This window comes from Streptomyces sp. NPDC052396 (genome assembly GCF_044593195.1).
Classification (GTDB): Bacteria; Actinomycetota; Actinomycetes; order Streptomycetales; family Streptomycetaceae; genus Streptomyces.
Window position 1 is genome coordinate 22,702 of record NZ_JBIUAW010000013.1, and the last position, 12,794, is coordinate 35,495.

At 70.7% G+C, this 12,794-nt stretch carries 12 protein-coding genes; 6 read left to right on the plus strand and 6 right to left on the minus strand.

Annotated elements, in window-relative coordinates; genetic code table 11:
- The first annotated feature begins 34 nt into the window (after positions 1-34).
- Positions 35-1,366, plus strand: coding sequence for an aminotransferase class I/II-fold pyridoxal phosphate-dependent enzyme (locus ACIHFE_RS28305; protein WP_400110946.1), 1,332 nt, complete (start codon positions 35-37; stop codon positions 1,364-1,366).
- Here ACIHFE_RS28305 and ACIHFE_RS28310 read toward each other — a convergent pair.
- Positions 1,357-2,337 (minus strand): DMT family transporter, encoded by a 981-nt coding sequence (locus ACIHFE_RS28310; RefSeq protein WP_400110947.1) that lies wholly within the window; start codon positions 2,335-2,337, stop codon positions 1,357-1,359. The genes ACIHFE_RS28305 and ACIHFE_RS28310 overlap by 10 nt on opposite strands.
- Positions 2,338-2,413: 76 nt before the next feature.
- Between ACIHFE_RS28310 and ACIHFE_RS28315 the strand changes: the two genes are divergently transcribed.
- The gene (locus ACIHFE_RS28315) at positions 2,414-3,319 is read left to right on the plus strand and encodes a LysR family transcriptional regulator (protein ID WP_400110949.1); all 906 of its coding nucleotides are present in this window, start codon (positions 2,414-2,416) and stop codon (positions 3,317-3,319) included.
- On the opposite strand, the gene ACIHFE_RS28320 is transcribed toward ACIHFE_RS28315, so the two are convergent.
- The 3 genes from ACIHFE_RS28320 to ACIHFE_RS28330 all read right to left on the minus strand — a co-directional run bounded on the left by ACIHFE_RS28320 (position 3,316) and on the right by ACIHFE_RS28330 (position 5,961).
- Entirely contained in the window at positions 3,316-3,822 is a 507-nt protein-coding gene (locus ACIHFE_RS28320; RefSeq protein WP_400110950.1) for a pyridoxamine 5'-phosphate oxidase family protein, read from the minus strand. The genes ACIHFE_RS28315 and ACIHFE_RS28320 overlap by 4 nt on opposite strands.
- Before the next feature lie 57 nt (positions 3,823-3,879).
- Complete coding sequence (locus ACIHFE_RS28325; RefSeq protein WP_400110951.1) at positions 3,880-4,140, minus strand: Rieske (2Fe-2S) protein; 261 nt, start codon at positions 4,138-4,140, stop codon at positions 3,880-3,882.
- A gap of 672 nt (positions 4,141-4,812) precedes the next feature.
- On the minus strand, positions 4,813-5,961 hold the full coding sequence (locus tag ACIHFE_RS28330; protein WP_400110952.1) for an FHA domain-containing protein: 1,149 nt from the start codon (positions 5,959-5,961) through the stop codon (positions 4,813-4,815).
- 175 nt (positions 5,962-6,136) lie between these two features.
- Between ACIHFE_RS28330 and ACIHFE_RS28335 the strand changes: the two genes are divergently transcribed.
- Together ACIHFE_RS28335 and ACIHFE_RS28340 are read left to right on the plus strand one after the other, a co-directional pair.
- Entirely contained in the window at positions 6,137-7,882 is a 1,746-nt protein-coding gene (locus ACIHFE_RS28335) for a protein kinase (RefSeq protein ID WP_400110953.1), read from the plus strand.
- Positions 7,883-8,736: 854 nt separating this feature from the next.
- Positions 8,737-9,873 (plus strand): ABC transporter substrate-binding protein, encoded by a 1,137-nt coding sequence (locus ACIHFE_RS28340; protein WP_400110955.1) that lies wholly within the window; start codon positions 8,737-8,739, stop codon positions 9,871-9,873.
- Here ACIHFE_RS28340 and ACIHFE_RS28345 read toward each other — a convergent pair.
- Both ACIHFE_RS28345 and ACIHFE_RS28350 read right to left on the minus strand, forming a co-directional pair.
- Positions 9,783-10,424, minus strand: a complete 642-nt coding sequence (locus tag ACIHFE_RS28345) for a transposase (protein WP_400110957.1) — start codon at positions 10,422-10,424, stop codon at positions 9,783-9,785. The genes ACIHFE_RS28340 and ACIHFE_RS28345 overlap by 91 nt on opposite strands.
- A gap of 32 nt (positions 10,425-10,456) precedes the next feature.
- Positions 10,457-10,738: a hypothetical protein gene (locus ACIHFE_RS28350; protein ID WP_400110959.1), complete on the minus strand. Its 282-nt coding sequence runs from the start codon at positions 10,736-10,738 to the stop codon at positions 10,457-10,459.
- A 671-nt stretch (positions 10,739-11,409) separates the two neighbouring features.
- Between ACIHFE_RS28350 and ACIHFE_RS28355 the strand changes: the two genes are divergently transcribed.
- Both ACIHFE_RS28355 and ACIHFE_RS28360 read left to right on the plus strand, forming a co-directional pair.
- Positions 11,410-12,243, plus strand: a complete 834-nt coding sequence (locus tag ACIHFE_RS28355) for a HipA family kinase (protein ID WP_400110961.1) — start codon at positions 11,410-11,412, stop codon at positions 12,241-12,243.
- On the plus strand, positions 12,240-12,641 hold the full coding sequence (locus ACIHFE_RS28360; RefSeq protein WP_400110963.1) for a DUF3037 domain-containing protein: 402 nt from the start codon (positions 12,240-12,242) through the stop codon (positions 12,639-12,641). The genes ACIHFE_RS28355 and ACIHFE_RS28360 overlap by 4 nt, the downstream gene beginning before the upstream one ends.
- Positions 12,642-12,794: the final 153 nt, after the last annotated feature.

A 12,794-nucleotide genomic window follows, 5' to 3' on the forward strand; every position in this document is an offset into this window, starting at 1 on the left:
GCGCCCTCCATTGCACTAGTGCATACTTGGCTTTGTGTCGGGAGAATATCGGATCGAAGGTCGTCGCGCAGCAGAGATCTCGGCGAGCGTGGAGCGCGCCGTGGGGGCGGGCAGGCTGGCGCCCGGTGAACTGCTGCCGCCCATGCGGGAGTTGGCGGTGGAGCTGGGTGTCAACCCCAACACCGTCGCGGCCGCCTACCGCACCCTGCGCGACCGCGGGGTGATCGAGACGGCGGGCCGCCGGGGCAGCCGGGTGCGCAGCCGCCCGGCCAGCGCGCCGCGCGAGCTGATCGCGGTGGAGGTGTCCGAGGGGGTGCGGGACGCCGCCACCGGCAACCCCGATCCCGCTCTGCTGCCCTCACTGGCGGAGGCGCTGGCCGCTGCCGCCGCCGAGCAGGCGAGACGGCCCGCGCTCTATGGCGCGCCCGCCATCGACACCGAACTGGAGCGGATGGCCCGGGCCGCCTTCGCCGCCGATGAGGTGCCGGACGGGCCGGTGGCGGTCACCTCCGGGGCGCTGGACGCCATGGAGCGGGTCCTGGCCGCCCATCTGCGGCCCGGGGACGCGGTCGCCGTCGAGGATCCGGGCTGGGGCAGCCTGCTCGACCTGATCCCCGCGCTGGGCCTGCGCCCCGTGCCCGTCCCGGTGGATGACGACGGCCCGCTGCCCGAGGCCACTGAGCATGCCCTGGAGCAGGGCGCCAGGGCCTTGGTGGTCACCGACCGGGCGCAGAACCCGACCGGTGCGGCCATCAGCGAACTGCGCGCCCGGCAGTTGCGCACCGTCCTGTCCCGGCACCGGGGAATCTTGCTGATCGAGGACGACCATGGCCATGGCATCGTCGATCTCCCGCTGCACCCGCTGGCCGGCGCCACCGACCACTGGGTGCTGGTGCGCTCCTTCGCCAAGGCCTTCGGGCCCGACCTGCGCCTCGCCCTGCTCACCGGTGACTCGGTGACGGTGGACCGGGTGCGCGGCAGGCTGCGGCTGGGGCCGGGCTGGGTCAGCCATCTGCTGCAGGACACCGTGCTGCACCTCTGGCGCACTGGCACCGTGGACTCCGCCGCCGTCGCCGCTTCCTATAACCGCCGCAGGGCGGCGCTGATCGCCGAGCTGGGGGAGCGGGGCCTGGCGGCTCATGGGCGCAGCGGGATGAATGTGTGGCTGCCGGTGGCGGACGAGACGGGTGTGGTGGCCCGGCTGCTGCGGTCGGGCTGGGCGGTGGCACCGGGTGCCCGCTTCCGGCTGGCCGCGCCGCCCGGGGTCCGACTGACCGTCTCCGCGCTGGCGATGGAAGAGATACCGGCGCTGGCGGACGCGGTGGCGGCCGCCAACACCCCACTGTCGGCAGGGCGTTACGCCTGATCGCCGCGCGGCCGGGGCCGGCTCTGGGTGAGGGCCGCTCCGGCCAGCACGATCACCGCGCCCACGGGGGTGTTCCAGGCCAGCCGTTCGCCCAGCAGCACGGCGCCGGCCGCGGTGGCGATCACCGGGATGAAGTAGGTGGTCAGCGTCGCCGTGGTCGGGCCCACCTCGGCCACCAGGCCGTACTGGACGAGCATGGCGAAGCCGGTGCCCAGAGCCCCCAGGGCGAGGACGGCCAGCACGGGCACGGCGTGGAAGGAAGTCGGCAGCGGGCTGGACAGCGGGGCGGCGATGGCGAGCTGGACGGTGCCGAGGAGCAGCTGGGTAGTGGTCAGCGACAGATGGGAGTCACCGGTGCCGGAGAGGGTCCGCCGCACATAGATCCAGCCGACCGCGTAGCAGGCCGAGGCGCCCAGCGCCATCATGGTGCCCGCCGGGTCCTGGCCGGAGAATCCCTGCCAGGCGCCCAGCACGGTGAGCACGCCGAGGAAGCCGAGGCCCAGCCCGGCGAAGCGGCGCCGGGTCGGCCGGTCCTCGGAGAGGGCCACCAGGGAGAGCAGCATTCCCCACAGCGGGGTGGTGGCGTTGCAGATGCCGGCCAGGGTGGAGGGGATGGTCAGCTCGGCATAGGCGAAGAGCGTGAAGGGGAGCGCATTGAGCAGAAACGCGGCAACGGCCAGATGGCCCCAGGTGCGCGGCCGGCGCGGCAGCCGACCGCGTTTGACGGCCAGCACGACCAGGAGCACCGCGGTGCCGAAGAACATCCGGCCGAAGGAGACATAGGCCGGTGCATAGCCATCCGTGCCCAGCTTCATAAAGAGGAAGCTGAAGCCCCAGATGAGAGCCAGGGCGGCAAAGCGCAGCCGCCAGTCCAAGGTGCGGCGCCGCTGGCCGGAGGGCTGGGGGGTGGTTTGGGGGGAACGAGGCGGGGCGGAGGACGGCGCGGTGGGCCGGGACATGGCGGTGCTCATGGTCATCCACAATGACGGGAACCCACTCATTAGGACAAGCAAATAAATCTATGAGAGATCCCGTAGCATCGCTTACATGTTGAACCTGGAGCGTCTGAGGACCCTCAGTGCCGTCGCCCGCCATGGCTCGGTCAGCGGCGCCGCGGACGGGCTGCATGTGACGACCTCGGCGGTGTCCCAGCAGTTGGCCAAGCTGGAGCGGGAGACCGGCCAGCAGCTGCTGGCCAAGCAGGGCCGCGGGGTGCGGCTGACCGATGCGGGACGGCTGCTCGCCGACCATGCCTCGCGCATCCTCTCCCAGGTCGAGCTGGCCCAGGCCGACCTGGAGGCACAGCGCGGCCAGGCCGTGGGTGAGGTGCTGATCAGTGCCTTTCCCACCGCCGCCCGCGGCATGATGCCCGCCGCCCTGGCCGGGTTGCGCCGCACCCACCCCCAACTGCGGGCCCATCTGGAGGAGATGGACCCCGATGACGCGGTGGTGCGGGTGCTGCGCGGTGACCTGGACGTCGCCGTGGTCCTGGACTGGAGCAACAAGCCGATGCCCCTGGCGGACGGGCTGTGCCGGGTGCGGCTGCTGGACGACCCCGCCGATGTCGCGGTGCCCGCCGGGCATCCGCTCCACGACCGGGACGAGGTCGCGCTGGAGGACTTCGCCGAAGACGACTGGGTCTCCTGGCCGCGCGGGGCGTTCTGCCACGACTGGCTGGTGTCCACCTTGAGGGCCAGGGGAGTTGAGCCCCGCATCGCGCATATGGCCGATGAACACCACACCCAGCTCGCCCTGGTCGCCGTCGGCCTCGGTGTGGCGGTGGCACCCCGTCTGGGCCGTGGGCCGCTGCCCGAAGGCGTACGGGTGGTGCCGGTGAAGGACGCCATGTGCCGCCATGTGTATGCGATCTGGCGGCAGGACGCCGACCGCAGGCCCTCGGTGCGGGCGGTGGTCGAGGCCCTGTCCAGGGCCGGGGCGGCCGTCGCGGGCTAGGGCCGGCCCCGCGGGCCGGTGCGGCCGAGGGGGCCGGCCGGTTTGCGGAAGTCCCAGGAGACCACCGAATCCGGGCGCAGCCGCAGCCAGGCATGCCGCCCGTCGTACGGCAGGGTGATCCGCCCGAAGTACTTGGCGGCGAACAGGCGCTCCACCGTGCCGAGTTCATCCTGGCGTTCACCGGCGCGCGGCACCTCGCCCACCACGGTGACCGTCCCGGAAAGCTCCGCGCCCCGCAGTTCCCCAAAGGTCACCCCGTCGTCCACGACCGCCGCCGCCCGGGGGTCATGGCGCAGTTGGGCCCACCGCCGGCTGTGGGTCAGGGAGTAGAGCCATAGGGACCCCTCGTGCCACAGGAACCACAGTGGGCTGAGATGCGGCCGACCGTCCCGTCCGGTGGTGGCCACCCGGCAGACACGCTGCTCACCGAGGAAGGCGTCCAGTTCCGGCCCGGTCATCATTACCGCCCGGCCGCGTCGTTGGCCGTCCATACCTGACGTCATGTCAGAATGGTCGGTGCCGGCGATGGACGGCGCAAGGCGGCCGCCCCCGGCGGCCGTTCACTCCAGCAGCAGTGAGTCCCCGCGCTGCGAGACATTGCGCGCGGGCAGTGGCTGCCGGGCCGGGCCCCGCCGCACGCTGCCGTCCCTGATGTCGAACTCGCTGCCATGGCAAGGGCATTGGATCACCCCGTCGGACACCGATGCCACCGTGCAGCCCTCATGGGTGCAGACCGCCGAGAACGCCTTGAAATCTCCCTTGGACGGCTGGGTCACCACTACCTTCTGCTCCCGGTCCGCGAAGACCTTTCCGCCGCCCACCGGGATCTCCGCCGCCGGCACCGAGCCCGCCCGAAGGCGGGAAGATGCCTGACTTGTCGGCGCCGCATCGGAGGGGGCCGCGTCGGAGGGAGCCGCATCGGAGGGAGCCCGGCTGGTCGCCGGTGACCCCGTGTCCGTGGGTTCGGTTGTGCCGCTCGCGCTGCCCTTGCTCTCCTGGCCGCCACCGGAACCACCGCACGCCGTCAGTGCGACGGCCAGTGAGGCCGCTCCCGCCGACAGCACCACGGCACGCCGGGTGGTGCTCTCCCGCCCTTCCGGAGCAGGTGCGGATGAACCTGATGAACCAGACATATAGGCCCCCTGGGTGCTGGAAGTGTCCGGCGACGGGTACCCCGGCAGGTACCCGACGGATACTCGACCGGCTGTGCAGACGGCCGTACGCACCGACGCGCCCCCGTGTTCAACGGCCCCTGCGGCCGGTCCGCCCACCGCCCCGTGGCCTGGCCTTGCGGCTGCTTCATGGCTCGTGCCCATTGAGGCGGCCGGGAGTTCCAGGTAATTCCCAGGCCTGCTTCCCATCCACGCAGCGTCCCAAGCTGCGGCGCGGCCACTTCATGGAGTGGGCGGGCTCGCCCCTCCGGGGCGTCGTCCGCCCGCTCACCCCGTCCACCCTGTGCGGGCGTCCGGTTACCCGGTGGCATCCCCTGCGGCTCAGCCGAGGGAGGTGGTCTGTGATGCCGCCGTCGGCGGGGACGGCTTGCCGTCGGGGGTCTGCCATGCCGCCGCGAGCTCGGCGGGGAAACGTCGTCCGCTGCGGGTCAGTACCACGCCGGGGGAGAGTTCGACTTCGTCCCCGGGGGCGAAGCGCCGGCTCTGGCCGTTGGGCAGACGAGCCCAAGGGCCCAGCCGGCCATGGCGGTTGAGGGTGCGCATCCGGGTGCCATAGGTGCTGACGTCACGGACGAGCAGGATGCCGCCGGCAGTGGAGACGATCACATGCTCCCGGCTGATGCGTGGGGCCAGCCGGTCAGGCAGCAGATCGTAAAGAGCGATTCCCGCCGTGGGGTTGCGGCCGATACCCGTCCGGGTGCCTTCCTCGACCGTATAGCGGGCCTTGCAGATGCCGTCCACCATGAGCTTGAGCTGGGCCATGGCCGGCCGGGCGCCGGCATCGGCCAGCGGGAGGCCGTGCACCTCACAGGTGGGGACACCGCCGCGCAGGCGAGGCAGCAACACCCGTCCGCTGTGGGCGTCGTAGAGGGTGCAGCGGCGCTCGGGACAGCGCCAGAAGCGGTTGACCACGGTGGACGGTGGCCGACGGGAATTTCTCAGCAGCCCCTGTTTTTTGAACGCCGCGAGCTCCTCGTGCCGTGAGATCTCCGCATCCACGCTGATGCCCATCTCCAGCGGAACGAGACGCACGGACCCGGACGGTGTGGGCACCGGTCTGAGGAATCGGTCGTTGTCGCCCTGCAGCCAGGGGTGTTCGCGGCGGTGGCCGACGAAGCGGTCGCCGGTGATGGCCCTGGTGCCGGCCGCGCTGGTCAGTTCCAGCAGTTCCAGCATGCGCTGGTCGGCGTCATCGACCTCCTCGACCAGCCCGGCCGAGATCCACCGTCGCAGGACCGTCACATCCCGCCGGTCGGCGAATTCCCGGGCTCCGCCGAGCAGACTGGTGTCGGCCACCGGGTGGACGGCGACCCGGGAGTCCGTGGTCATGTGGACCAACGCCCGTATCACCAGGCGGAATCGGTGCAGGGACCGCGGCCCCGGTCCGCCGAGCGACCGGTCGCGTACCACATTGGACAGGTCGACCAGATAGTCGGCCGCCAGGGCCGAACCCGGCAGGTTTTCTTCCATCGTCCCTCCGGCGTCATGGACCGCCTTGTGTGGGGCCCGATGCGGTATGGAGCATCAATGCGTGTGTGGCACAACAGTGTTTTCGGCCACTGTGGCCTCGTTCTGCCGGTAGCATCGCACCCTCAGTGCGACCGGGGAGGGGATTCGCATCGATTACCCAGGTGAAGCAGGACAGTTGAGCCCGCTGAGGGCCGGCGATCCGGGGGAAGTGGCGGGCTACCGGCTACTGGCCCGGATCGGCGAGGGAGGCATGGGGTCGGTGTTCCTGTCCCGTACCCGGGGCCGGCAGCCGGTGGCGCTGAAGGTGATCCGCCGTGAGTTCGCGGACGACGAGGAGTACCGTCTGCGCTTTCAGCAGGAGGTCCGGGCCGCCCGCCAAGTGCGCGGCTATCATGTGGTGCCGGTCGTCGACCATGACACCACCGGCGCCCGGCCATGGCTGGCCAGCACCTATATCCCGGGACTCTCGGTGGCGTCCGCCCTGGAGGCGTATGGGCCGCTGCCGGTCCCGGTGGTGCTGCGGCTGGCCGGCGGTGTGGCGGAGGCGCTGCGTGCCGTCCATGCGGCCGGAATCATCCACCGGGATCTGAAGCCGAGCAATATTCTGATCGGCTCCGAGGGGCCCTGGGTCATCGATTTCGGTATCGCCCGCGCCGCCGACTCCACACAACTGACCCGCAGCGGAGGGGTCGTGGGCACCCCGCAGTACATGGCTCCCGAGCATGTGGCGGGCGAGCCGCTCACCCCGGCCGCCGATCTGTTCTCCCTCGGCCTGGTCGTGGCGGTCGCCGCCACCGGTCACCACCCTTTCGGCGACGGCCAGGCGACCACCCTGGCCCACCGCATCGGCAACGCCGCGGCCAGCCCTCCCGATCTCAGCGACTACCCCGCCGCCCTGCACCCGCTGCTGGATCGCTGCCTGGACGCCGATCCACAACGGCGTCCCGAGCCAGGCGAGTTGGCGGCGATCTGCGCACAGGCGTGCGGGGGAGAGCCGCTCGGCTTCCTGGGCTGGCTGCCCGCTCCCCTCGCTGCCGAGAACACCCGCAGAGAACAGACCGTGGCAGCGCTGCCCGACACCCCGCTGCGTACCGAGGCCGGGCCGGTGACGGCGGGTCCGGACGGCCTGACCCAGCCACCGTCCACGACCGGACTGCCCGGGCCGAACGCTCCGGGCACGGTGTCCGGCACGGTGCCCGGCGACTGGATGCGGCCGGAAGCCGGCATTCCGACGCCACCGGCGTCCCCCGTCCCCGAAGCGGTGAGGCATAAACCCGCGTCGGCCTGGCGCCGCCGCCGTACGTCCGTGCTCGCCGGGGCCGGCCTGGCCGTCCTTGGGATCGGCGCGGCGTTGCACTGGGGGACGGGCGGCAATGGCGGGGCGACCGGCACGCCGCGCCCCCCGTCGGCCGCTACCGCCCGGGGCGCTTCACCGTCCGCCTCCGCCGGCACTCCGTCCGGCTCCTCCACCGGCGCGACAGCCTCAGCCGTCCCGGCCGTCCCTGTCTTCGCAGCCCGCCCGCTGACCCTCCGCCCGCCCAGTGGCAACACCCTCTTCGCGGACCTGGACGTGCCACAGACCACCACCGACAACTCCCACACGGCCGGAGTGGTGGAGCTTTACTACGACAACATCGACGGAGGGCCGGACATCTTCCACCGGCTGCACTTCGTCACACCCACGGGGGTGAGCAGCGGCACCACCTACCAGCAGTGCCTGGCGGGGGCGCAGACCGATGTCCTGCCCTCCGACATCGCCAAGAAGGACCTGATCGACGGCACCACCCTCCACAAGGGCATGGTGCTGTGCACCATCACCACCGAACACAACCTGGCCATGATCGAGATCAAGGACGTTGTCCGCCGGGCGGAACTGCCCGAGTTCGACACCCAGCTCACTCTCTGGAGAATCCCCAACTGACCTTTGCCACGGCCGTCTGCCGGCCTCGCTGGGCACGTTGCCCGCCACATCGGCCCGGCGGCGCACGGGAGCACCCTTGCCGGATGTGGTGCGTGTTCTGGGTGTCGAGGGTGAGGGCGGAAGTGCCCACTTGGCTACCGGTGTTGCCGTTACTCATGGAGCGCGGGGCTTGGCGGAGGCTCCCGTTCGCGTGAAGCGGCGTGAATCCCCGCAGTTCATTGCGCGACCGGAGCGATCATCAGGGCACACGGGAAAGGGGGAACGGGCGGCATCGGGGGTGATGGCACCGGCACCCCGGGTAACCGGAACGACGGTGGTGGCGCCGGGGGCTTCGCGAACGGTGTCGGCCCGGTGCCGGGGGCGGCGGGTATCTGTGCAGCGCGCCGGCGGGAATGGATTCGCGGGGAAAGGGCCTGGTCGCTCCGTGTGGAGGCGACGCCCGCGGTCACACCGCCGGCGCCGGCGGCCTGCGAGGCTACCAAGCCGGCCTGCCGGGGCCCATGGTGAAGACCGCGGGTCAGGGCGGCGCGGGCGGCCCCGCGGTGACGACTTCGGCAGCGGCAGCAATGGCCGTAACGGGTATGTAGTCGTGCGCTGGGAGACCGCCCAGTCGGGGTGAGCCGCCCGGCATCGATTCCGCCGGTCTCTCGGGGCCAGAGTGAACGGCCCGAGCGAAGCGGTGTTCAGCCGCCGACGGAGGTGTCGTCCGCGCCGTTGAGCCCCGGTCTGCCCGGTGGTAGGGGGAGTGGCCGGCCAGGGTTTCTTGAATATTCAAGAAGATCGCCCTAGGGTGCACCTTGAGGAGATCCTTGAAGTTTCAAGAATCTCTGCTTCCCCCTCGTGAAGGAGTTGTCGTGAAGTCCACCCGGAAGGTCTGGGCCACAGCCGTCGCTCTCGGCGTGCTCGCCGCGAGCGGTGCCACCGTCGCCGCCGCCACCCCCTCCGCCCGCCCCGCGTCGCAGAGTGCGAGCGAGGACGCGCAGCTGCAGAAGCTGTACAAGGAGGCCGTGGCCGAGGGCGGCCGTCTGGTCGTCTACGCAGGCGGCGACAAGCCGGGTCAGGCCGACTACCTCAAGAACGCGTTCGTCAAGCAGTTCCCCAAGATGAAGGTCGACACCGTCGTCGACTTCAGCAAGAACCACGACGCGCGCCTCGACAACCAGATAGCCGAGCACAAGGTCGTGGCCGACGTCGTCCACCTCCAGACCCTCGACGACTTCCCGCGCTGGAAGAAGGAAGGGGCCCTGGAGAAGTACAAGCCGGTCGGCTGGAACAAGGTCTACGACAAGATCAAGGACAAGGACGGCTACTACACCGGCCTGTACTTCATCGGCTTCGCCGACGTCACCGCGACGACGCTCGGCAGCAACGCCCCTGTCGAAGCCAAGGACTTCCTCAAGCCTGAGTACAAGAACAAGCTCGTCTTCACCTACCCCAATGACGACGACGCCGTCCTCTACTACTTCAAGCAGCTCACCGACAAGTACGGCTTCGACTACCTGAAGAAGCTGCGCGCCCAGAACCCCAAGTTCGTCCGCGGCACCGCCGACGCCGCCGCCCAGGTCGGCAAGGACGGCTACGTGGCCAACTTCGCCAGCTCGGGCAGCTCGAGCGGACTGTCGAAGACGAGCATCCCCGAGAAGTCCCCCTGGGTCGCGTGGCCGCAGACCGGCGCCATCCTCAAGGACGCCCAGCACAAGGCCGCCGCCAAGCTGTACATGAGCTGGATCCTGTCGAAGCAGTACCAGCAGAACGCCTACGGCTGGAGCGCCCGTACCGACGTCCCCGCCCCGGCCGGCCGCAAGGGCATCTTCGACTACCAGAACATGAACCCGCTCGGCCTCGGCAAGTTCATGAGCGACCGCGCCGCCCTCGACCGCTACAAGGCCCGCATCAGCCTCTACGTCGGCGACGTCAAGGGCACCGACCCGGCTGACCCCGACGGCAGGCTCGGCCTGTACCCCGTCGACCAGAACGGCACGCAAGGCTGAGCGGCTTGGGCGACGTTCCTTGCTGATTCACGGATCCGGTCCCGTTGTCGGGTCATGGCCTTGCCGACAGCCTGGCCGATGGCGTCGATGCTGGTCCGGACGCGCTGCGGGTAGTCCTTGTACTTCGCCGCGCGCCAGATGCGTTCGATGTCGTTCAGCTCCGGGCTGCGCGGCGGCAGATAAAGCAGTTCCACTCCGGTCTTCGCCAGCTGTTCGCGTCGGCCCTTGAACATCCGGGCCGTGTGCGCCGAGGCGTTGTCCAGCACCACGGTGCACGGTCGGGGCCGTCGCCAGAGGGGGATCGTGCCGGCGCCGAGGCTGTCGGCGGCGAGCTCCAGGGCGGCGGCCCCGCCGGGCAGCCCGGCCAGGTGCGCGCAAGTGAAGTCCAGCAGCATGACGGCGTCGATTTTCCCGTCGGTGCGCTGCCGGACCAGGTCCGGACGGGTGCCGACGATTTTGGCGCCGAGCACGTTGACGCGGCGGTTGCGGGTGTCCTCCCGCGGCACCACGGCCCGCTGTCCGATGCGTGACCAGGTGTAGCCGGTGGGCATAGTGGGGGCGAAACCGGACTCGTCCAGGAAGATCAGATCCCGGCCGCCGGCGTCCGCCTCCTGCCGCAAGGCCGCAAGTCCTCCAGCCGGGCTCGGGCGGCCTGCTGGGGGACAGGGTCGGCCTGGTGCCGCACACTGTCGCGGGTGCGCTTCCAGCGGAAGCCACCGCGGCGCAACAGCTTTCCCAGCCAGTGGAACGCCCCTGCGCGCAGCCACTCACACTGGGCAGGGGCGTTCCAGGTGGCCCCCGCCTCGGCGGAGGCGTCCAGCAGCCCGGCCGGCGCGGCGTGGTTCCCGGCGGCCGTTGACGACAAGCGGCTCGCCGGGAACCCGATGCATGCGAAGTCCGTACGGTGGCCCAAGGCGCCGCGGGAGCGGCGCGAGGCGTGGTCGCTGGAGACGGCCCTTCGTGTCCAGGAAGTGATCGGCCCGCGGAACCGGATATCCGTCGTCCTTGGGTTGTCCTTGGGTTGGGGTGCGGACTGCGTCAAGGTGAAGTCTTCGGGTTGAGCCCGGAGGACATCGACTATGCCCGGGGGCCCTTCATGTCCGTCGCCAAGTTCAGGCCATCAACGGGAAGTTGTACTTCGCCCTGCCGAAGGGGGCGCGGCCGGCGTCATCCCGCCGCGCCCGCGCGGTGCGAAACCTTGGCAATGGGAGGCAGCGCCGAAGAACGGATTCCATGTGCTGCGGCACACCTATGCCTCCGTCATGTCGGAGGCGGGGGAGTCCGTGGTGACCTTGGCGCGCTGGCTCGGGCAGTCCTCGCCGGCCATCACGCTCGGTTACTATGCTCACTTCATGCCGGAGGCCGGAAGCAAGGGTCGCACCGCCATCGACGGACTGCTGGGGAGACAAGGGGATCAGGGTGCCAGCCGAAACTCCCCGGATTCTCCCCAGGGTTGATTGGCGGCCGACTTCCCATCTCGCTCTGGCCAGCCTCCGCTGTCGAACGCAAGATTGAGAAGCAGGACGGCCTGGGAAAATGCTGCCAGAAGTCACCGCCACCCGCTATGTCACACCCCTGCGTGAGGGCGGCTCACTGCCCGGCATCGTCGAGGCCGACGATCTCGGTACCTATGTGATGAAGTTCACCGGCGCCGGCCAGGGCCGCAAGACCCTGGTCGCCGAGGTGATCTGCGGGCAACTTGCCCGCCGGCTGGGTCTGCGCGTACCCGATCTGGTGCGCATCCAGCTGGACCCGGTCATCGGACGCGGTGAGCCCGACCCGGAGGTGCAAGGGCTGCTCAAGGCCAGCGGCGGTCTCAACCTGGGCATGGACTTCCTCCCCGGCGCCCTGGGCTTCGACCCGCTGGCCTTCGAGACCGACCCGGCCGAGGCCGGGCGCGTGGTGTGGTTCGACGCCCTGATCGGCAATGTGGACCGCTCCTGGCGCAACCCCAACCTGCTGGTCTGGCACGGCGAACTCTGGCTGATCGACCATGGCGCCACCATGATCTGGCACCACAACTGGCCGACCGCGGCGGCCGCCGCCGGCAAGGGGTACGACGCCTCCGACCATGTGCTGGCCACCTTTGAGCCGGATCTCGCCGCCGCCGCGGCCGACCTCGCCCCGCTCATCACCGAGGACCTGCTCGCCGAGGTGGTGGCCGATGTGCCCGAGGAATGGCTGGCGGACGAACCGGGCTTCGACGGACCGGAGGAGGTACGCCGGGCCTACGCCCGGACGCTGCTGAGCCGGGCCGCCACCATCGGCAACCGGATCACTCTCGGCGAGCGCAGCAAGGACAAGCCCTCGCAGGCGCCGGAGTGGGTGCGGGTCAGGTTGAACAGGAACACCGGAAAGTCGGCACGATGAACACCACCACACAGCACAACGGCCGCGAGGTCTTCGAGTACGCGCTGCTGCGCGTGGTCCCCCGCGTGGAGCGCGGCGAGCAGATCAACGCCGGTGTCGTCGTCTACTGCCAGGCGCGGTCCTTTGTGGCGGCCCGGATCCACCTGGACGAGGCCCGGCTGCTGGCGCTCGACCCCGCCGCGGACGTGGCCGGGGTGCGCGCCGCGCTGCACGCCGTCGAGGGCGTCTGCGCCGGCGGCGAACGGGCCGGACAGGCCGCCTGTGACGACCCCGGCCGCCGGTTCCGCTGGCTGATCGCCCCACGCAGCACCGTCGTCCAGCCCGGCCCGGTGCACACCGGCCTGACCGCGGACGTCCAGGGCGAGCCGGAACGGCTGCTGGACCTGCTGGTCAGGTGAGCCCCGCCAGGGGCCGGCCCAGGGCCCGGGCCGGCGACCGACAGCGCACCGTGGTCCGGGCGTTGACAGCGGGTGGCGGTGCTTCTAGCGTCTGATCGCCGACGCTACTGAGCAGTTGCTCACCTGTGCTCCCCCGCCGGTGAGCCGCTGGTG